Genomic DNA, 20,806 nt, shown 5'->3' with positions numbered 1-20,806 from the left:
AGGAGTAGGATGATACAAAAGGAGACGTTATGGAAATCGAACTTATTCCTGTTTCAGTTCAAGAGAAAGAAACATTATCGAACATGTATCAATTTTATTTTTATGATTTTAGTCAATACACTAATCAGAACTTAAATGATGATGGAAGATACGGGGTGAACATTGATTTCTATTGGGAAGGTGACCCTAGATGGAACCCATATTTCATAGTATCGTCAGGAGCAATTGTAGGGTTCTTGGTTGTGCTGTTTGAGAATCTAGACACAGATCCAGACCCAACGCATGTAATTTATGATTTTATGATTTTGAAGAAATATAGAAGAAACGGGATCGGTCGCACCGCAGCTAAACAGGCATTTGGGTTATTCAATGCAAATTGGAAAGTAGCTCAAATGGAGAGTAATACAACTGCCATATCTTTTTGGAGAAACGTAATCAGTGAATATTCCAAGAATAATTACACAGAGAGATACAGGGAAGATTCAAAGAAATACATACAAGAGTTCAGTACAAAGTAGTAACCTCAGCGGCTGGAGGTGTGATGCAGGATCGCAATCGAATGGAGGATTTTTATTGAGAAAGTTACGCCTTCGTCATTTTGTAATCCTAATATCAATCATCTTGATATGTGTAGTTGTTTATTTCTCTAGTCCAATCAGAATTCAGCAAATCATCAGCTCTACGGATCATGTTGAAAAAATATATTTTACTTATCATGTTTGAAAGGTGAAGTGATGTTAATGAATTCGGAGGTGATTCCATGATTATTAGAATTGCGACAAAGGAAGATATGGATCAACTTATTCGGATGAGATGGGATTTTACACTGGAAGACGATCTAGATGGAACATTAAAAAACGAAGCTTATAGTGACTTCTACGAGGAGTGTTATGATTTTTTATGGAAGGCATTTCAAAGTGATATTTGGAGTATTTGGGTTGCTGAAGAAGACGGCATGGTCGTGTCCAACATATACATAGAACTTATTCACAAGGTACCGAGACCAGGGAGAATCACACATCCATTTGCATATATGACGAATGTATATACAAAACCTGATTATCGAGGTAAAGGGATAGGAAGTAAATTAATATCAAAAATCAACGAATGGGCAAAAGAGAACAAATATGAATTTATTATCGTATGGCCTAGTGATGAAGGGGTTGATTTTTACAAGAAAAATGGATATCAGCACTGCAAAGAGCCAATGGAAAATATGCTATGTTAGTAAAGTAGTTAATACGGAGGGAATTTATATATAAAGGAGAAGTAAGATGAATCTACCTAAACATATTGTCTCTGCTGCTGCAGTTGTACTGAATGATAATAATGAAATATTACTTATCCGGGGGCCGCAAAGGGGCTGGGAAATGCCGGGCGGAGTCGTTGAAATTGGAGAGTCTTTGGCACAAGCAGCAATCAGGGAAACCAAAGAAGAGGCTGGAGTGGATATTGAGATTATAAGGTTTTGCGGGATTTTCCAAAATGTGAAGGCGAGTATTTGTAATACACTATTTCTTGCTAAATACATTGGGGGTACACCCGTAGCTACAACAGAAAGCCTTGAATCAGGATTCTTCCCATTGGATGAGGCATTGAATATGGTGACCTATATGAATTTTAGGGATAGAATCGAAATTTGCTTAAGACCAGCTGATGAGCCGGTATATATTGAGTTCTAGAAGGAACAAACGTGAAGATAATTTAAGAAATGCACATGCTGCATTTAACAACATTTTAATGCACCCCGCCATTATAAAATAAATATTCAACGAAAGAGAGTGAGCTCTGTGAAGGTAGTCGAACTTCATGAAATGAAATTAGTCGGAATAAGAGTAGTATGTCCCGGTGACCAGTATGTTAAAGAGATCCCCAAGGCTTCGGTTGAACTTAAAAATAGATTGCAAGAGATTCGTGAGGTTGTAGAACCGGTTAGACTTGTTGGTGCATTCATCGCTGAGGATGTATCGGGAGGGGAAGATGGTTATTGGGTTTGTGTTGAGGTACTTGACATGAAACAAGTTCCTGAAGGGATGGTCTCATTAGTCATTCCAAAACAAAAATACGCAGTTCAACGACACCAGGGGCCTAATGATGAAATTAGAAATACATATGAAAAGCTCCATCGCTGGATACTAGAAAATAACCATGAACGATTGCCGAGATCCTGGCATCTGGAGATTTCGGATGAATGGGGACATGGGGAAGTAAATCATATTGAAGCAGACTTGTATGACACCATTAAATAGATTTTAAGTTTGATATAGACAGTGTTCCCTTTCAAGGGAATAAATTGCGCCAACTGGCACTTGCTGTTATAATTTTGCGTATGAAATGTGATTGGGGGTTATACCGATGGCAATGCTGAATTGCTCATTAGCTAGGAAGTCCTCATGCAAAGCCTGATCTGGGGCGATACTTTGCGTGGGGTGCGATAGATGAATTCGATCGCCCAACCTTAACTTTATCGTTTCTAATAACAGGCTTTGCACCTTCATTTTTAATAAAAATAAGGGGCTGAAAGCTATGAGTACACCATTTATTAGAAACCACCAGTTTAACGTGATTAAAAAACAATCGGATTTCCTTCTGAAAACATTGCGAACGATCGCGGATAGAAAAGTCCTGGAAACGGTCAGGTATCGTGCCGTAACAAGCACTTTGGAAGCTTTTCCGTCTCTAACAGAGGATCAGAAGCGGATGCTTGGAGAAATGTCGACCATTGAGAAGGCCGAGGATTTCCAGAGATATCTTAACGCGTTAGAACCCTATCTGGAGCCTTATCCGACGATTACGCTGAAACAGATTCAGAAGTTATTTCCTAAAAATAAGAAACTGAAAGTTCCGGATCTGCAATCGATCGACTTTCGATATGTAACGTATTTGGGCTGGGTGGATATTGCCACAAACAAGTTATATATCGTATATCCGTTCGAAGGAAGATTCATCGGGATCGAGGGAAGAATTACGCCGACCAACAAGAAAGGCTACTGTCTGTTCTGCAACCGGCATCAAGAGCTTGCCTTGTTCTCGGTCAAGACCAAGCCGGCCGTTGCTTCACCGGATAATCTTTCGTTCATTGGCCAATACGTATGTCTGGATAGCCAAGCATGTAATCACAGCATTACCGATACAGGGGCACTTGAGAAGTTCATTCTCTCCGCCAGCAAGTAACACAGGAACTAGAAATAGGCTGCCTCTAAGGGCAGCCTATTTTGTACTATGTTCCCGTTTAAAGACACAATGGTCATTGAAAGGACGTTGAAACCTATGAACGATGTAAGATTAGTTAAGCCTCAGCTAGAGCTTGAAGAAGAATATTTGTCATTTTATCAAGAATGGAAAGAATCCGGTGAGAATATGGTTCCTTGGGTTATAAGTAAGGATCCAAGTGATTTTCAGGGGATGCTGAAGGAACTCTCTAATCAAGAGAAGGGCATTGGTGTAAAGGAAGGCTGGGTCTCAGATTCAACCTTTTGGTTGATCGATAAACAACATAGAGTATTAGGTGCGGCTAATATTAGACATCAATTAACCGAACATTTATATAATGCTGGCGGCCATATTGGCTATGGAATCCGCCCGTCAGAAAGATGGAAAGGCTATGCGACTAAACTATTGGAATTGTCCTTGATTGAGGCCAAGAAACTGGGGATAAACGATGTCTTAGTTGTATGTGATGCCGGTAATGTGGGATCGGAAAGAACCATTATTAAGAACGGCGGGAGGCCGGATACAGACTACATAGAGGAGGATGGAAACGTAATTAAAAGATATTGGATTAAGAATACGTGATAGTAGCGATCAAGATCAGTTTCTACAAGCAAACTGGATATACTATCGGGGCTCAGCTTTTTTAATGATGAAGTCTGAGCCCACCATGTTCGAACACTTACTCTAGGGTGGAAAACACGATGTAGTAAAGTTCTCATGAGTGTGCGTATCTTATGTGGTCTTCATTTTTTGAGCCTTGGATAAGAATACGATGCAAGTGATCAAAACAACAGCTAATGCGATCCACTGCGAAGTAGCGAGAGTACCAAACTGGCCCCGGATGATATCACCTCTGAAAAATTCGATAATAAATCTCCCTAAACTATAGAAAATGAGGTATAGACCTGCTATTAGGCCATTAGTTCTTTTTCTTCTTGCAATATACATCAGTATGAAGAAAATTGATAAGCTAAGAACGCTTTCTAATATTTGTGTAGGGATGAGTTTGACATCATTCGGGGCAAGCTCGGATTCGTGAAACGTTATGCCAAACCAACTGTCCGTTTCTTTTCCATGGCAACAACCGGCGAGCAGACAGCCGATTCTCCCGCATCCTTGGGCTAATGCAACGGAGGGCACAAATAGGTCAAGGTATTTTAGAAAGTTGAGCTTTTTCTTCTTACAATAGACATAACCAACCCCAATCCCCCCGATAATTCCTCCGTATACCACAAATCCTTCCGAAAAATTCAGAATCATTGAAGGATCGTGGATGATATTGTTCATTTGGGTTATCCAAAACAAAAGTTTAGCTCCGGCCAATCCGCCTAATAAGCTCCAGAACGTTAGAGAGGAGACATGGGATAGTTCTACTTGTCTAGAAGCTGCTCTATAAACAACAACCTTGTAAGCGATAAGGATTCCGATCGCAATCATTAATCCATATCCATAAATGGTCACGGGTCCAATCCTGATCAATTCGTTGTACATAATTTCATTCCCCCATAATAGATTCCCTGATAAAATCTTCTGTTTCTACATGATGCGATTGAACTACAGTGTGTAGTGTAATCATCCAAAAAAAAAAAGGGACTACGAATCCCCGCCCAACATTAAGAGCAGCAAAATGGAACAGGATCTGAGAAATGGCTTCAGTAGGGCTAACGGAACATTCACCCCTCGGTCAGGCTCAAGAACCTGCATGACCCGGTATTGCAATGTTGTATCCGCAAAATGAACGGCTGCCTCATACCGTCGAAGCTTACCGAGTTTCGCTAATTTTAATAAGACACTGCCTAAATACAGCTCGGTGCCCATCTGCCGGATGGCGAATCGGTCAGCAAACAGTTCTTGCCACGTCTGATAGTAGCGAAGAATTGGTTTAACAATCGGCAAATATCCAAAGGCGTCTGCCAGCAAGGTCGAAAAGAATGTTTTTAATCCATCATAATTACGGCAGTGGTATCGTTCATGCAGTAAAATCGCCTTTACTTCCTTGTCATTAAACATCTCTAAAACCGTTGTGGATACGACAATTTTCGGTCGCAGCAGTCCAATCGTCAGAGCCACAAAGGCATTGTCCTGTACAACAATGATTTCCGTTCCCCAGCCGCGGTACTTGTAATTGAGGCGCTTGGTTAATTTATCGTGCCTGTTGGCACGGAAGTGCTTTAACCATTTTTGCGATAAAACCAATTGCCTCGTACTTCGCCAAATGATCTGAACAAGTGTATACGCAATGATCATGTCGATTAAGACGTAATTCAGAACGGGACCTTGAAATACTCCGCTTCGGACCTGGTAGGTAATGAACATTCCCATATGTACGATGACAACAGCTACGAATACGATCATCAGCGCGTAGGTACATCTTAGCCGTGTGGTGGGATTCATTGTTTTTTACCGTGTTTGATATCGTTTAATTTACGCTCCAGCCTTGCGATCACCTCAGGATCGACATCATCCAGCGCATCGATCATGTGGTTCACGACCAAGCTCCCGTACTCTTGAATGAGTCCCTGCGACACTTCCTTTGTCTGTTCAGTGAGAAATTGCTCCCTCGACTGCAGCGGGCTGAACTTGGCTGCCCGTGTCCGGCCGGTTCCCGTCATGACCTTTGTCAGCAGGCCTTTATCCAGAAGACGATTCATGACGGTCATTACCGTATTGATCGAGATTGGACTCTCCTGATTCAGGATTGATTGCACTTCCTTGATACTGAGTGCTTCTGAGGACCAGAGAATATCCATAATTCGAGACTCCAGTGGTCCAAAAAATCGATTCAGGCCTTCACCTTCGATATTCATTTTCTTAATCTTCATTCCTATCTCACCTCATACTACATATCGTAGTATGGTTGTTGGACAATGTCAACTTCTTCCTGCCGACACTCGCATAGCTATTCCCCTTTGCTAGTCTGTGTTGTATTTTCTTGGTTGGGCATTGTTCTTGGTACTTGCAAAGTGTCGGGGACGAAAGGTTATTTGCCTTACAATCGAGAATAAGAGAACCACAGGAGATCTAATTCTATGACGACTCAACACTTTTGGGAATTGATAGCAAGATCAAAAAAGAAAGGTGCAGAACAGGTAGAATGGTTAACTTAAGAATTAGCCAAGAATTTTGTTCCGATCGGCCATTGGTCTGCAAAAGGAGTAATCGAAAATAGGAAGTGAGGAAGTGTTATGAAGTTATTGAGATCCAAGATTGACTTTGAAATTTCAGAGAAAGGGATAAGTATAATAGAAAATGTAGCAATTGGTGGAATTCATCAATATCTTTTAATACAATCAGAGAATATAAATAATCCTGTTTTACTTATTCTACATGGTGGCCCCGGTTTACCTATCCCTGGAACTTCGAGCCGCTCAAGAGACTACGTTATAGCAACGAATACGAAAGAATTGGTCAAGCATTATACCGTTGTATTTTGGGATCAAAGAGGTTCCGGAAAAACATTTAACAAGCAGGAGATAAGAGATTCATTAAATATAGATCAATTCGTATCAGATGCTAATGAAGTAGTGCAATTCTTAAAGATTAAATTCAATAAACAGAAAATATATGTCGCAGGATATTCTTGGGGAACTATTATTGGATTGCGTTTAGTTGATGAGAATCCAAGCGATTATTATGCTTATATTGGGATATCACAAATAATAAATTGGGTTCAGAATGATGTGTTGTGTTTAGAATGGACGCTAGATAAAGCAAAAAAACATGGAAATAACAAAGCGATTAAAGAACTGCAACAATGTGGTAATCCCCCCTACATAAAGAGTGTTAAACAATGGAGTACATTAAGAAAATGGATGGGCAGGTATAATTCGATGGTTTACTCTTATCAAGATGTAAAACATCCGGGGATGAAAATGGCGATGAGTATCATCTTGAGATCTCCAGATTACTCAATAATAGATATTTTTAATACAATTAGAGGATTTCAAAGGAGTTATACACAAACATTGATTGAGGATTTTGCAAAAATTGATTATAAAGGAACGATAAGGAAGTTGGAAGTACCTGTTTTTTTTATACATGGAAAAAAAGATGTTCATATATTTGGAGACTTAGTGGAGGATTATTTTAATGAACTGGAAGCGCCTGCAGGCAAACAAATCTTTTGGTTAGATAAATCATCTCATATGTTTCATCCAGAGGATACTAAAGAAATTGAAAACATACTAATATCTATAGCAAGTCAAAATCATATATCATAAGGTTACCAGTCAGCTAAGAGTTCGTTGAGATCAACTTCGGGTAACATGGGGTTATCAATGTGGTTGTAGCCAACATCGTTTCTTTCTCGAACCAATATGAATGGAGTGATAGTATGATGAAGCCACAGAAATCGAAAGTTGTATATTACCTTGTATGGTTAATTATAGGTGGTCTCTTAATCTATTTTGGAAACTCGATAAGTAGTTACTATTCTGAGGAAGCAAAGAAGACATTTCAAATAGAAAGTACGGTATGGATATTGGCAATCGTTCCGTTAATTTATGGTTTGCATCTAGCTTTTCTAGAAGGGTTACCAAAATCATTTAAACTTAATTGGCCCTTATTACTACTTGTGTTTCTCCCTTGCTTCTTGCTGCTTATTTATCCCATATTGGTAATGTATATTAATAGCTTGGCGAATGTAACTATTTATAAACTCGCAACCCTGCCTCAAGCAAGTGCAGTATTTGGAATTGTTAGTGGGCTAACACTTATACGATCGATAACAACCAACAGGAAGTAGGTCAAAAAATTTGTATATGGTTCGAAGAGAGCCTGATATTTGATTATATAAGGAAAGGAGCATAACCAATTGCTAGAGTCCTTAAGACAGGCGGTTTTCATTGACAGGGACGGAACGCTCGGAGGAACCGATCGGGKTGTTTTGCCCGGTGAATTTGAGCTTTTTCCGCAAGTACAGAATTCGATTGATTCACTCAGAGCTGCAGGCATGCTGATTTGTTCATTTACGAATCAACCTGGAATAACTCGGGGCGAAGCAACAAAGGACGAATTCGAATCGGAATTATTAGGCTTTGGTTTTGACAAAATCTATCTTTGTGCTCATGAGCATGGAGCGGGTTGTCCGTGTAGAAAGCCGTCCCCTGGATTGCTGTTGAAAGCCGCAGAAGAAAATAATCTGGATTTAAGGAAGTGCTTTGTCATAGGAGATAGATGGAGGGATATGGTTGCTGCCAAAGAAGCCGGTTGCAAGAAAGTGTTAGTGAAGACGGGAGCTGGTGCCAAGGAACTGGAAAAATTCAATAACAACGAGTACTTCGGCAAATGGAAAGAAGCGTATCCCGATTTTATCGCGACAGACTTTAATGAAGCCGTGACATGGATATTAGAGGGTGGTTAAAAAAGGATGGTTCTCCATGGATTTGAGTCAAAGAAAACAGTGGAATGAAAATCACAAAAAGCTAACCCAGATCATTCTGGATCCGGCTAAGCATCAGAGTGCAGTTGAGTTATTCTTGCAGCAGCATCGCTTGTTACATTCATCAAGAATGAGCCATTCACCCATTGCGACCCTTGAGGATGAACTAGTTAAAGATCTACATGAGAAAACATTCCGTCAATATCCAGTTACGGCTCCTGATACAAAGAACTCCATAATATGGCATATGTGGCATATCACGCGTATTGAAGACATGACGATGAGCGTACTCGTAAATAACGATGTCCACCAGCGACAAGGCATATTTTTCTGCACTTGAATAAATCGATACGACTGAAACAAAAAATTCAAAAGTCCAAATAGTGAGGCTGGGATGCTATTTATTTTTACAAGAGAGGTTGTGCTAGGATGTTATACGATTTGCAAGGCGAAGAGAATATGTCAACGATCGTGGGAATGTTATATGGCGCTGTCAAAGAGAACAGCCAAAGGCTAAAATCCATATCAGAGGGCATGTCGCAAGAGGAAATAAACTACAAAGGCCCTGGTAACAAATTCAATAGTGCCGCACAACTAATAAAACATATCATGTACGTCGACCTGAATTGGGTTTATAGGATTAAAGGGGAGGCGCTTCCCCAGTCATTAAAAGACGAATACGGCCCGATGATCGATGAACATTACAGGCTGCCGATGGTAGAAGGGATGCCTCTGGATACGCTTATATCTAAATATGAAGTCGTATTAAAAATGTTGAAAGAAACAAGCACGCAATTAACGGATGCTGATCTGGATCACATTGTCACATTTGGTCACGAAAATGAAAAGCAAGCCACCATACGATGGGGATTATGGCATATGGCCGATCATAACCGTTATCACCAAGCCCATATTAATCAGCTTAGAAAGTGGTACGCTGAGCAAAGGAGAGACATGGATCATGAATAAAAGAATACGATCCATCCTCGTATTTTCCTTGAGTTTGCTATCGCTGCTTATTTCGTTAAAGTTATTTTGGAATATGGGTATTTTTGTGGATGAATACGGCTTGAGCCCAGACATTGTGAATGGCGGAGACTTCTGGCTCTTGATGGATTGGTTAAGATTAGGGTTACTGTTCTTCGTATGCGTTATATCTGGCATAAGCATCTTTAAAAGCTATGATGAATAAACTTAACTACATTCCTTCCTAATCGGGATAAGGATTGATCACGGAATAAGAACAAATGTTCTAGAAAATGATTGACATATAAATAGATCGAATTTATACTATAATCAAATCGGAAGAAGTGCGGGAGAAGCACCTCGCAGGACAGGCTCTAAGGCCTTTCTTGTGGGGTGCTTTTTGCATTCTTTGAGGATAATTTGGATAAGGGAGATGATTGTATTGCTGAAACAAAGAAGAACGAAACGGTATATACATGCTTTAGCCGTTCTAGTCATTTGTTTCCTGCTTGTGGCTAGTCCCGCATACGCAGAGGCTTCAAATACGGGATGGGATGCTGCGTTAACTAGTATCGATCAATTGCATGACAGCCTTACCTCACTGGAGTTGGCCAATAAACAGGACAAGCAGTCAATACAGGCGCTCCGTAAGCAAAACAATGAAAAGCTTAAGGAAATTAATGCGAAAATAAAGCTTATTGATAAGGTGAAGCTCGATAAGTTAAAGGCAGAAGCAGACCAGTCTCAGAATAAATACGCTCCCTTGCTTGCGGAATATACTGATCTCGGCAAGAAATTGACAGAGGCGAGGAAGCGAAAAGATCGAAAATCTGTTCTTCTGTATGATCTTAAGCGAAATCGCATAAAGGATGCTGCGAATGCGGCGCGACAGGAGATCAAATTGAAAAAGGATGCTTTAACCGCTGCGAAGAAGCAGGCTGCCGCAAAAGCTAAAATCGTTAAAGATGCGTTATTACCGGTGCAAATGTTAAAGAAACAAATCACAGCCGAGAACAAAAAAATAACGGACTTCAATAGAAATATTAATGAAGTAAATAAACGTTATAAAGCAGCTGTCAAGCAGGGAGACGCTGTAGACGCTGCTGCATATCTGAAACTGATCGTTGATAGTACGAACCAAGTTCATGCTTTACAGATGAAAACATTGGAATGGGAGAGGAATATTCGTAGTCTACTTCAAGCTGCAGAGAACAAGCTACCCAGACAATGACATGCCATCTAGTATTAATATTGATGCTAAGGCCATCCTAATCCACTATTGTCGTCGACCCTAAGGAGTTCTCAGCTATTAGGGGTTGACGACAAAATGATACTGCTGGCCGTTTGGACTGAACTATTTTACAACTATTGTTCCGGAACGGCTGACAAGCTCCAATGTATGGGCTGCATCCCCCATCGTGCCTTCCACTGATTGTTCCGTGCTCTGTTTTTCTTTGAAGCCATCTAGACCAATGTTTATATCCGATGAATCGCTGGTTGCGGTAAGGTTTAACGAAGCAGGGGGCGTTTTATAAGATAAGGCGATATCACCGGACCCGGTTTCTACGCGCAGCCTCTTTCCTTCTTCGATCTCTTTGACGGATACTTCCCCAGCTGTTGAAGCGATGTTCATCTCGGGGCTGGTCACGCCTGTAATATAGCTGTCACCGCTGCCAGAAGTTACGGTTAATTCGTTAAGCGAGCTGTTTTTCAATTTGAGCTCTCCGTCTTTGGATGTAAATTCCCCCTTGTCAGCTGAAAGTCCTTCGATGGTTTCAGAGCCCGAATGGTTGGTGAAAGCGATGTTTAGAGCCGATACATCCTTCATCTTGATGTCACCCGCATCATTATTCAATGTAATCGTATCGACTTCTTGGCCGGGAATTGAGATATAGATTGTCCCTTTTTTGCCAAAAGTGAATCCAGCGATAGCACCACCCTGGTCATTCTGGGTAACAACAATTTTATTCCCTTCCTGGTCAATCGTTACAGGGTCGCTCTTGTTGTCCTGACGCTTGCCATCGCAAGCGATGGTGATGTTCGAGGAATCCGAACGCTTGAATTCAATGTCCCAGGATTCATTGTTGATTTCAATTTCTTCAATGAGTTTTGCCTCAAAGGATGCTTCATGGTGATAACCTGATTTCCCTACACCTTGGCAGCCTATAGCTAACCCGCCAACGATAAGCAAAACAAGCGAAGTGGTTATAATTTTTCTCATGCTCAAGTCCTCCATTTATGTACGGTAAAGTTTTAGGCCACGTCGCTTCGATCCACTTTATAAAAAGAAAGATAGCCAAGGATCAGGCCAAGTAGACAGAGTGCAATCGGGATGGCGATAAATTGAAACAGACTGGTCGAGCTTCCCCCGTCAGACACCGTGGCGTTAATCACGAAGCCGATAATGACAGCCGAGGTTATCGTGGAAGCCGTTGATTTTTTTCTCATACCAATAGTTAAAGGAATCAGGCTGATTCCGGCGATCATGAATGCGTTGATCAACGTTGATGGAATAGCACCCACCATTTCATCGATACGAATCGGTGCGTCAAATAACCCTATTATCGGGTTCAAGAAGTACGTTAATAGATTGATCATAAACGTAGTGATGATGATGCTGAACAAACAAAATCCAAACACAATCGATAGCTTGGCTTGCATGATTTTTTTTCGCTGCAGCGGGTAGGTAAATAACACTTGGATCATGCTGCTCTTGTATTCTTCAATAACCAAACGTGACATAATCACACTTGAGAAAATGATATACGTAATTCTAATCAAAATATCCGATAAAGACATGAATTCCGCATAATTCATGGGTTCGTTCTCACTCTGAGAGCCCAGAGCCATCAATGCAACGGCGGCGAAAATAACCACAATACAAACGGCTAATCCTCTAAAATAACGGGTCATGTTACTTTTTTGCCATTCAAGCTGTATGAGTTTAAGCATATCGTTTGCCTCCATGAATGAGATGGATGAAGTACTCTTCTAACGATCCGGCATATTGTCTTCGGATGTCCTCCATCTTGACTTCCTTTAATAGTTTTCCCTGATGAATAATGCCAATCGTATCGGCAACCGATTCGATTTCGGATACGATATGACTCGAAATTAAAATGGTCGTTCCGTAGTTCTCCTTTAAATGCAAGAGAAGCTCCCGCATTTCCTTAATCCCGATCGGGTCAAGTCCGTTGATAGGTTCATCCAGGATGAGGATGTCGGGTCTCGTAACAATCGCGCGCGCAATCCCTAACCGCTGCTTCATGCCTAGAGAGAATTCATGGATTTTTTTCTTCCCTACACCCTGAAGACCTACGATCTCCAGCGCTTCCTTGATCGCAGACATATCGCGATAGTCCATGTATCTACAATGAAGCGCCAAATTAGCCTCTGCTGTCAGCCTGTCGTAAAACACAGGATATTCAATGATGCTGCCAATTCTTTTTAAGTATTCAACCGATGTTGGCAGAACCAGTTGATCGAATACTTGGATATCACCGGAAGACGGTTTGACCAGATTTAATATCATTTTCATAATGGTTGTTTTACCGGCCCCATTCGGACCTAAAAACCCGTAAATTTCTCCCCTGCTGATACTCATATTGACGTTGGTAATGGTTTCTGTGCCCTTGAATGCCTTGCTTACTTCATTGATTTGAATGGCGGCGTTCACTTGTGATTTCCTCCCTTAATGATGTGCTACACTAAGCTTAGGGAATGAAAGTAAAAATAAAGTAAACGCTATGGAAAAAACACGTAACATTTTACATAGAGTAATCTCGTAACCTTATAAATAGAGTAAGATAGAAAATGAATTCGCAGGATAAGTTTAAAGTGAGGAGAAAATCGCAATGGAATCTGCAACCATACTAGCTGTTGATGATGAAATCGGTATTTTGAAGTTATTGGAGATCACGCTTCGGAAAGAGAACTTCACGAATATCGATACCGTATCATCGGGCAAAGGCGCGCTGCAGCGCATCAAAGAAAAGGCATATGATATGATATTGCTCGATATTATGCTCCCGGATCTAAGCGGTTTTGAGCTCTGTACGGAGATCCGTAGACATACGAATGCACCGATTATTTTTATTAGCGCGCGTTCCACCGACTTCGACAAATTAACAGGTTTAGGGATCGGCGGAGACGATTATATTACCAAGCCGTTTAATCCGATGGAGGTCATTGCCCGAATCAAGGCGATCCTTCGCCGGCAAAGGCTTACGGAGAATGCACATCAACAAAACACGGCGTACGATTACGGGTACTTCTCTTTTCATCCTGAATCGGCAACGTTAACCGTGCAGAGTCAATCTGTAGAATGCACGGCGAAGGAGCTGGAGCTGCTGCATTTCTTTTGTAAACATCCGAATCATATCTTTACGACGGCGCAGCTTTATGAATTGGTATGGGGAAACGATGTGTACGGGGAAGAAAAAACGGTCACGATCCATATCTCCAAGCTCCGTAAAAAGCTCGGCGATGACACCCGAAAACCAAAAATCATCGTGAATTTAAGGGGAATCGGTTATAAATTCATCCCTCCGAATGAGGCGCTGCTATGCGAATAAAAACTCGGTTCACGATTCACTTGGCATTAGGACTCATCCTGTGGCTTCTTGGGACGGGTATCCTCCTCGTGATTATGCTTGAAGGCCTTCTTCCTTTGCTTGCTATCGATATCAGCATGGATAATGAAGGTCTTATTGTAGGAGGGTTCTTCGGGGTCAGTACGCTGCTGTGTATTGCCTTGTTCGGATGGTATTTTGGCGGCCCGCTCGGCTTCATCATGGCCTGGATTCATCAGCTATCGCAGGACAATTACAAGCAACCGGCCAATTTATCCAAAATATATACCCGAAAAGGAAAGCTTCGCATGCGGTTCCGCCTGTATCAGGAGGTGCTTCAGCATCTTCAATCCTTAGGCAGTATTTTGAAAGCGAACGAAATCGAGCGAACCCAAATCGAAGAAGCCAAGCAGGACTGGATCGCGGGGATATCTCATGATTTGAAAACACCTTTAACCTATATTAAAGGCTACTCGGCCCTCTTATTGAATGACCAGTACGAGTGGTCGAAAGAAGAGGCAATTTCTTTCATCCGGGAAATGGACGACAAAGGAAAGCATATGGAGGAATTGATTCAAGATTTAAGCCTCGTCACACAGCTCAATCGCGCCGACGGCGCTTTGCCGTTACAGAAGACGAATCAAGACATCGTCGAATTTACAAAGCGGGTGGTTGCCGATATTAGCAACAATCCCCAAGCAAGCCACTATCATTTGCATTTTCAAGCGGCCCCGCCTGTTATTCGCGTTGATTTTGATTCGAAATTCATGCAGCGCATCCTGCAAAATGTGATGATGAACTCCATTATCCACAATCCTGAACATACGGATATTTATGTACAGATTACGGACGAAGGAGAGCATGCTGCGATCCGCATCATGGACAATGGCATAGGCATGCCGGCTGATACGTTGGAACATCTATTTCAGCAATATTACCGGGGCACCACCACGGAATCTTCCTCAGATGGCACGGGACTCGGAATGGCGATTGTCTACAGGCTGGTTCAGGCCCATGACGGTGCAATCAATGTAGAAAGTGAGCCTTCGCAAGGCACTACGTTCACGATTCGATTGCAAAAACAAGGAGGGAGACCTATTTGAAGAAACTGCCGACCATTCCATTGGAAAGATTGATATTACGGCCTTTCCGTATAGAAGATGCCAAAGTCGTTCAACAATTAGCAGGGGATCCCTATATTGCGGAAACAACATTGTATATCCCGCATCCGTATGAGGATGGGATGGCAGAACAATGGATCGAAACACATGCTCATAACTTTCATGAAGACCGATCACTGGAACTGGCCATTGTACATAAAGAAGAACAATATGTAATAGGCGCAATATGTATTGGATGTACTCGGAAGTTTGATCATGGTGAACTTGCATATTGGATTGGGAGACCGTATAAGAACAATGGATATTGTACGGAAGCGGCAGAAGGTATCGTTAGGTACGCGTTTGACGAACTGAAATTAAACCGTATATTTGCCCGTTATCTAGGGAAGAACCCTGCTTCAGGTAAAGTCATGGAGAAGCTGGGAATGAAATATGAAGGGCGATTAAGGCAGCATGTTAGAAAAGGGGGCAACTACGAAGATCTCGTGTATTATGGACTTTTAAAAGAAGAATATGTTTCAGAGAATAGGTGAGGGGGCCCCCCCACCTAGATTCACTTAAAAACATCTTGACAATAACAGGAAATCTGTTATTCTATTACCGACAGGCAGTCGGTCTGTGGTGAGGGGGTGTAACCATGAGAGTTGTAAAAAAAGCGGAGGAACGCAGGAACGAGATCCTTGATGCAGCGGATGAGCTGTTTGCTCAGAAGGGCTTTGACGGCACAAGTACAAACGATATTCTTGGAAAGGTTGGCATTGCGCGGGGAACCTTGTATCATCACTTCAAGTCGAAGGAGGATATTATGGATGCGTTGATTGATCGGTATAGTGACGGTCTTCTAGATGCAGCGCAGGTCATTGCCGCAGACAAGACGATACCCGTAGTCGAGCGCGTGATCCGCGTTGTTATGGCTCTGAACTTAAGCGGCGGAAGCAGCAAGGAGATTATGGAGCATATTCACAAGCCGCAGAACGCGCTTATGCACCAAAAAATACACAAGGTTATCATCAACGGCGTTCCGCCGATCCTGACGGGAATCATCCGCGAAGGCATTGAGCAGGGGATGTTCAGCACGCCGTTTCCGTATGAATGCATGGAAATGGTTGTGATCTATGCGAATACCGTTTTTGATGACGATATGATTACCTTGACGAATGAGGAGCGCGGCTCACGAATACTGGCCTTTGTTTGCAACGTAGAAAGGCTGCTCGGTGCAGCAAGCGGGAGTCTTATGGACGTCATGCAGATGTTTGGTGGAGGAGACGAAAGCAGCCATGAATAAACTGACAGTGCGGGGGAATATCATCGGCGGGCTTCGGCAGAGGGATGGGATTTCTCATGATTATCGCCGGGATGCTGTTATGTGGGACTTCGGTCATTCTGTATAAGTTAAGGCGGTTAAAATGCGTGAAAGCAGAGGTGTCTTATGTACTCCAGAATCATCCGCAATGATCTTTTAAAAAACAAGGCCATTACGCTAACGACCATGATATTTGTCGCTGCGGCGGCTATGCTTGTTTCGCTTGCGGCGGTCCTCGTCGTCAATCTCACGGGTGCGCTGAACACATTGATGATACAAGCCAAAACCCCGCATTTTATGCAGATGCATTCCGGTGAAATAGATTCTGCGCGGCTTTCAGCTTTTGCGGAGCAGCATCACAATGTGGATGACGTTCAAGTGATGGAATTTCTCAATATGGATGGTGCGCGGATACGATTAGGCGAGCATTCGCTTGCGAATAGTGTCCAGGATAACGGATTTAGCATGCAGAGCCAAAAATTCGATTATCTGCTTGATCTCGACGGTAACATCATTAAACCCGCCATCGGCGAGTTGTATGTTCCGGTAAGCTATATGAGGGATGGCACAACCAAGGTCGGTGATCTGGCGGTTATTAGCGGGAAGGAGTTTATCGTTGCAGGATTCCTCCGGGATTCACAGATGAACTCTACGCTCTCCTCCTCCAAGAGATTTCTTGTACATAAACATGATTATGCGGAAATTAAGAGCCTCGGCAGCACGGAGTATCTGATTGAGTTTAGATTAAAGGATCTATCCGAGCTCGGTTCATTTGAAACGGCTTATGCCTCCGCAGGCCTTGAAGCAAACGGACCAACCGTTACATACAAGCTTTTCAAAATGATGAACGCACTTTCCGATGGATTGATGATCGCGGTTATACTTCTTGTGAGCGCGCTTGTCGTGGCCATCGCATTGATGTGCATACGATTTACGCTCCTGGCGAAAATCGAAGACGACTACCGCGAGATTGGCGCGATGAAGGCAATTGGGCTGCGTGTTTCCGACATAAAAAAGATGTATCTTGCGAAATACGCAGCGATTGCGGCGGCGGGTTGTATGCTCGGGTTTGCACTGTCGTTTATGTTCAAAGGCATGCTTCTTGAAAATATACGGCTGTATATGGGAGAAAGTGAAAATTCCGCTTATGCTTTGTTGTTGGGAATTACCGGCATACTGCTTGTATTCCTTGTCATCATCGCCTATGTAAACACAGTGTTGAAACGTTTTCGGAACATATCCGCTGCAGAAGCTATACGCTTTGGTACTTCGCAGGACAAAAGCTCAGGCGCCAACCGTTATAATCTAAGTGGAAACAGGCTGTTGAATACGAATGTTTTCCTTGGTATCAAAGACGTTCTCGCAAGGAAAAAGCTTTATGCTACAAGCCTAACGGTACTGGTGATTTCAGCATTTATCATGATGGTTCCACAGAATTTGTACAACACCATCTCCTCCGCCCCCGCCATATCCAAGGTTGCCGTCCTTACAACAAAAGCATTTAACATCAAAACAGAAAACGGTTCTGAGGAAAACATAAAAATCGAACTCGGCGACCATTCCATATTCCCGATTGCTTATTCCATTGGCAGAGCACCCGCTGCAGAGGATGAAATTGCACTGTCGGCTATAAATGCCGATGAGCTGAGCAAGAAGGTCGGCGATGTCATTACACTGGTAATAGAGGGACAGGAGAAGGAACTGACGGTGAGCGGGATATATTCCGACATTACCAACGGCGGCAAAACCGCAAAGGCGGTATTCACCGACAATTCGGCGGATATGATGTGGAGCATCATCTGTGCAGAACTTTCGGATATATCTCTCATCGGCGCTAAGATTTCAGACTACGCCGACAGGTTTGATTTTGCCAAGATTTCAGATATTGATGAATTTATTACGCAGACATTCGGCTCAACGATAAATGCTGTCAAGAAGGCCTCTGACGCTGCAATTGCTGTTGCGCTGATGATATCGGTACTGATTACCCTGATGTTTATAAAAATGCTTGTTGCGAAGGACAGATATTCCATTGCCGTTATGAAAGCCCTCGGTTTTACTAACTCGGACATAAAGGTGCAATATGCTTCGCGTTCGGTATTTGTTCTGATGGTCGGCATTGTTCTTGGAACTCTTCTGGCGAACACGCTCGGAGAAAGGCTTGCGGGTGCGGTTATCTCTTCGTTTGGAGCGTCAGTGTTTCATTTTGTGGTCAATCCGCTTTCGGCGTATCTGTACAGCCCGCTTATGATGATAACCGCGGTACTTATCGCAACCATGATCGGCACTTCGGGCGCAGGACGTATCAAAATATCCGAAAATATAAAGGAGTAGGCAGATGAAAAAGATGATTATCGGTGAGGATATCGTCAAATCTTTCGGCGAGGGCGGCGAACAGCGCAATGTTCTGGACGGGGTATCCGCCTGTATACACGAGGGCGAGTTCGTAGCTGTTATGGGACCATCAGGCTCGGGCAAATCCACGCTAATGTTTGCACTGAGCGGGACGGATGGCGTGAATGGCGGAAAAGTCGTTTTTGAGGGCAAGGATTTATCGACGCTTGGGGAGAATGAGCTTGCAGATCTACGCAGAACCCAAATGGTTTTTGTGTTCCAACAGCCGACGATGCTGAAAAATTTGAATATCCTCGACAATATCATTCTTCCTTCCATGCGGGATAACCGTAAAAACGCCGCGAGCATTTCGGTGAAGGCGAGGGAGCTTATGAAAAGGGTAGGCATCGCAGAGCTTGAAAAACGGAACATCACCCAGGTTTCGGGTGGTCAGCTTCAGCGTGCGGGAATATGCCGGGCACTGATGAACAACCCGCGAATTATCTTCGGCGACGAGCCAACGGGAGCGCTCAACTCCATTTCCGCTCAGGAAATCATGGACATATTCTCGGAGATTAATGCAGACGGTACGGCGGTCATGCTTGTCACTCACGATGCACAAGTTGCGGCGCGGACGGAGCGCATTATGTTTATGCGCGATGGGAAAGTGGTCGGCGAACTCAAGCTTCCAAAGCTTGTGGGAACGGATTTGGATGGCAGGGTCAAGAAAGTTATGCTGAAAATGCAGGAAATCGGAATATAAATCGATATCATTTTAAGCCGCAGGACTATCGCCCTTGGTTAGCGAATGTATAATTATGGAATCACTTGATTCGCACCATAATTTACGCTTGAGCAGTCATTTGAGCGTAACATCAATCATGAAACGGATGGTATTATACGATGCATGATCAGTCCAAACATTTCGTTGCGGTTTCAGCACTTGTTAAGAATGAGGATGGACATGTTTTAATGGTTCGTACTCATGTTCGTTCGGATACGTGGGAAATGCCCGGAGGTTTCGTTGATGCTGGCGAGCCGTTAGATGCGGCGGTATGCCGAGAGTTTCTGGAGGAAACAGGAGTCGTTATACGTCCTTTAGGCATATCCGGCGTTTATTACAACGAGAGGCTTCATGTTATGTCTGTCGTTTTTCATGCGGAATATGTTAGCGGAGAAATAACCATTCAACCGGAAGAAATTCTGGAGGCCAAATTTATAGATCTGCACGATATGAATATGGATGAATACATAAAACGACCCCATGTCAAATCACGAACGTTTGATGCAATGAATGCAGACCGCTTAGTCCCGTATGAGACGTGGGATTTGAACCCGCCTCGTTATAAGTTGTTGTCAAGAATGGACGGGGAACGCCTGGAGACCAAGCACGCATTTTTACTGACAGGGGAGCCTCGGATCGGTAAAACGACGATGATCAAACAACTTATCAATGCCATCGGTCCGGATATTTGCGGTGGATTCTATACGGAGGAAATCACGAATTCGAGTGGTCGAATCGGTTTCAAGTGCGTATCCGTGTGTGGGGTAAGCATCGAGATTGCACATGTAGAAAACCCTAGCAGCACTCGTATTGGAAGATACGGAATGGATGTAGAAGCATTCGAGGATTTTGCCGTGAAAATATTAGAGGATGCCTTGTCCTCCAAGAAAATCATCGTTATCGACGAAATTGGTTTTATGCAGATGTTATCTTCGTCTTTTCAAAAAATAGTACAAGCGATTATTTCAGGTTCCCGAATTGTTCTGGGGACCATTCCTCTGGAGAGCCATCCTGAAATAGACATCATCAAATATCGGAAGGAAGTCAGGATTCTAAGTATGAACGCATCCAATCGTGACACGATATCCGAAACTTTGTTAAAGGATATGATGAAAGCTGTGGAGGGTGAATGAT

24 protein-coding genes and 1 pseudogene are annotated in these 20,806 nt (G+C 42.8%); 19 read left to right on the top strand and 6 right to left on the bottom strand.

Translation table 11 applies throughout. The features are described 5' to 3' along the window. The first annotated feature begins 29 nt into the window (after positions 1-29). The 6 genes from ACPV3A_RS02205 (at position 30) to ACPV3A_RS02180 (ending at position 3,795) form a co-directional block, all read left to right on the top strand. The gene (locus ACPV3A_RS02205) at positions 30-518 is read left to right on the top strand and encodes a GNAT family N-acetyltransferase (RefSeq protein WP_426198006.1); all 489 of its coding nucleotides are present in this window, start codon (positions 30-32) and stop codon (positions 516-518) included. A gap of 242 nt (positions 519-760) precedes the next feature. Next, positions 761-1,228 (top strand): GNAT family N-acetyltransferase, encoded by a 468-nt coding sequence (locus ACPV3A_RS02200; RefSeq protein WP_426198005.1) that lies wholly within the window; start codon positions 761-763, stop codon positions 1,226-1,228. A gap of 46 nt (positions 1,229-1,274) precedes the next feature. Then, positions 1,275-1,682 carry an NUDIX hydrolase gene (locus tag ACPV3A_RS02195; protein WP_426198004.1) on the top strand — a complete coding sequence of 136 codons (408 nt, stop codon included), beginning with the start codon at positions 1,275-1,277 and terminating at the stop codon, positions 1,680-1,682. 108 nt (positions 1,683-1,790) lie between these two features. After that, positions 1,791-2,249 carry a GyrI-like domain-containing protein gene (locus tag ACPV3A_RS02190; protein WP_426198003.1) on the top strand — a complete coding sequence of 153 codons (459 nt, stop codon included), beginning with the start codon at positions 1,791-1,793 and terminating at the stop codon, positions 2,247-2,249. 277 nt (positions 2,250-2,526) lie between these two features. After that, entirely contained in the window at positions 2,527-3,174 is a 648-nt protein-coding gene (locus ACPV3A_RS02185; protein WP_194543827.1) for a FusB/FusC family EF-G-binding protein, read from the top strand. Between the two features lie 96 nt (positions 3,175-3,270). After that, positions 3,271-3,795, top strand: coding sequence for a GNAT family N-acetyltransferase (locus tag ACPV3A_RS02180; RefSeq protein WP_426198002.1), 525 nt, complete (start codon positions 3,271-3,273; stop codon positions 3,793-3,795). 150 nt (positions 3,796-3,945) lie between these two features. Here the strand turns inward: ACPV3A_RS02180 and ACPV3A_RS02175 are convergent, their stop codons facing one another. The 3 genes from ACPV3A_RS02175 to ACPV3A_RS02165 all read right to left on the bottom strand — a co-directional run bounded on the left by ACPV3A_RS02175 (position 3,946) and on the right by ACPV3A_RS02165 (position 6,035). Further along, positions 3,946-4,704: a prolipoprotein diacylglyceryl transferase gene (locus ACPV3A_RS02175; RefSeq protein WP_426198001.1), complete on the bottom strand. Its 759-nt coding sequence runs from the start codon at positions 4,702-4,704 to the stop codon at positions 3,946-3,948. A 102-nt stretch (positions 4,705-4,806) separates the two neighbouring features. Then, positions 4,807-5,607, bottom strand: coding sequence for a M56 family metallopeptidase (locus ACPV3A_RS02170; RefSeq protein ID WP_426198000.1), 801 nt, complete (start codon positions 5,605-5,607; stop codon positions 4,807-4,809). Next, entirely contained in the window at positions 5,604-6,035 is a 432-nt protein-coding gene (locus tag ACPV3A_RS02165) for a BlaI/MecI/CopY family transcriptional regulator (RefSeq protein WP_426197999.1), read from the bottom strand. The genes ACPV3A_RS02170 and ACPV3A_RS02165 overlap by 4 nt, the downstream gene beginning before the upstream one ends. A 363-nt stretch (positions 6,036-6,398) precedes the next feature. On the opposite strand from ACPV3A_RS02165, the gene ACPV3A_RS02160 reads away from it, so the two are divergent. The 6 genes from ACPV3A_RS02160 to ACPV3A_RS02135 all read left to right on the top strand — a co-directional run bounded on the left by ACPV3A_RS02160 (position 6,399) and on the right by ACPV3A_RS02135 (position 10,790). Next, a complete protein-coding gene (locus tag ACPV3A_RS02160; protein WP_426197998.1) occupies positions 6,399-7,433 on the top strand; it encodes an alpha/beta fold hydrolase in 1,035 nt (344 codons plus the stop codon). Positions 7,434-8,026: 593 nt separating this feature from the next. Next, positions 8,027-8,575, top strand: coding sequence for an HAD-IIIA family hydrolase (locus ACPV3A_RS02155; protein ID WP_426197997.1), 549 nt, complete (start codon positions 8,027-8,029; stop codon positions 8,573-8,575). Between the two features lie 16 nt (positions 8,576-8,591). Then, positions 8,592-8,933 (top strand): hypothetical protein, encoded by a 342-nt coding sequence (locus ACPV3A_RS02150; RefSeq protein WP_426197996.1) that lies wholly within the window; start codon positions 8,592-8,594, stop codon positions 8,931-8,933. Positions 8,934-9,022: 89 nt separating this feature from the next. Continuing rightward, a complete protein-coding gene (locus ACPV3A_RS02145; protein ID WP_426197995.1) occupies positions 9,023-9,562 on the top strand; it encodes a DinB family protein in 540 nt (179 codons plus the stop codon). Next, positions 9,555-9,785: a hypothetical protein gene (locus ACPV3A_RS02140; protein ID WP_426197994.1), complete on the top strand. Its 231-nt coding sequence runs from the start codon at positions 9,555-9,557 to the stop codon at positions 9,783-9,785. Before ACPV3A_RS02145 ends, ACPV3A_RS02140 begins: the two co-directional genes overlap by 8 nt. Before the next feature lie 216 nt (positions 9,786-10,001). After that, on the top strand, positions 10,002-10,790 hold the full coding sequence (locus ACPV3A_RS02135; protein ID WP_426197993.1) for a hypothetical protein: 789 nt from the start codon (positions 10,002-10,004) through the stop codon (positions 10,788-10,790). A 123-nt stretch (positions 10,791-10,913) separates the two neighbouring features. On the opposite strand, the gene ACPV3A_RS02130 is transcribed toward ACPV3A_RS02135, so the two are convergent. From ACPV3A_RS02130 to ACPV3A_RS02120, 3 genes and pseudogenes are all read right to left on the bottom strand, one after another. Next, positions 10,914-11,780 (bottom strand): DUF4097 family beta strand repeat-containing protein, encoded by an 867-nt coding sequence (locus ACPV3A_RS02130; protein ID WP_426197992.1) that lies wholly within the window; start codon positions 11,778-11,780, stop codon positions 10,914-10,916. A gap of 32 nt (positions 11,781-11,812) precedes the next feature. Then, positions 11,813-12,511 (bottom strand): ABC transporter permease, encoded by a 699-nt coding sequence (locus tag ACPV3A_RS02125; protein WP_426197991.1) that lies wholly within the window; start codon positions 12,509-12,511, stop codon positions 11,813-11,815. Further along, positions 12,507-13,235 (bottom strand): annotated as a pseudogene (locus ACPV3A_RS02120) (ABC transporter ATP-binding protein); the annotation flags it as partial. The pseudogene ACPV3A_RS02120 and the gene ACPV3A_RS02125, both read right to left, overlap by 5 nt. A 178-nt stretch (positions 13,236-13,413) precedes the next feature. On the opposite strand from ACPV3A_RS02120, the gene ACPV3A_RS02115 reads away from it, so the two are divergent. From ACPV3A_RS02115 to ACPV3A_RS02085, 7 genes are all read left to right on the top strand, one after another. Continuing rightward, positions 13,414-14,133, top strand: coding sequence for a response regulator transcription factor (locus tag ACPV3A_RS02115; RefSeq protein WP_426197990.1), 720 nt, complete (start codon positions 13,414-13,416; stop codon positions 14,131-14,133). Then, positions 14,124-15,233, top strand: coding sequence for a sensor histidine kinase (locus ACPV3A_RS02110; RefSeq protein WP_426197989.1), 1,110 nt, complete (start codon positions 14,124-14,126; stop codon positions 15,231-15,233). Before ACPV3A_RS02115 ends, ACPV3A_RS02110 begins: the two co-directional genes overlap by 10 nt. Further along, entirely contained in the window at positions 15,230-15,784 is a 555-nt protein-coding gene (locus tag ACPV3A_RS02105; RefSeq protein ID WP_426197988.1) for a GNAT family N-acetyltransferase, read from the top strand. Before ACPV3A_RS02110 ends, ACPV3A_RS02105 begins: the two co-directional genes overlap by 4 nt. Before the next feature lie 104 nt (positions 15,785-15,888). Continuing rightward, entirely contained in the window at positions 15,889-16,536 is a 648-nt protein-coding gene (locus tag ACPV3A_RS02100) for a TetR/AcrR family transcriptional regulator (RefSeq protein ID WP_426197987.1), read from the top strand. Positions 16,537-16,680: 144 nt separating this feature from the next. Beyond that, complete coding sequence (locus ACPV3A_RS02095; RefSeq protein ID WP_426197986.1) at positions 16,681-18,888, top strand: FtsX-like permease family protein; 2,208 nt, start codon at positions 16,681-16,683, stop codon at positions 18,886-18,888. Positions 18,889-18,892: 4 nt separating this feature from the next. Next, a complete protein-coding gene (locus ACPV3A_RS02090) occupies positions 18,893-19,651 on the top strand; it encodes an ABC transporter ATP-binding protein (protein WP_426197985.1) in 759 nt (252 codons plus the stop codon). A gap of 140 nt (positions 19,652-19,791) precedes the next feature. Further along, on the top strand, positions 19,792-20,805 hold the full coding sequence (locus ACPV3A_RS02085) for a nucleoside-triphosphatase (RefSeq protein ID WP_426197984.1): 1,014 nt from the start codon (positions 19,792-19,794) through the stop codon (positions 20,803-20,805). Position 20,806 lies beyond the last annotated feature (1 nt).

Source organism: Paenibacillus sp. Dod16 (assembly GCF_049893405.1).
Lineage (GTDB): Bacteria > Bacillota > Bacilli > Paenibacillales > Paenibacillaceae > Paenibacillus_AQ.
Note: the sequence above shows the minus strand (reverse complement) of the source record. Positions and strands in the feature narration are given on the sequence as shown.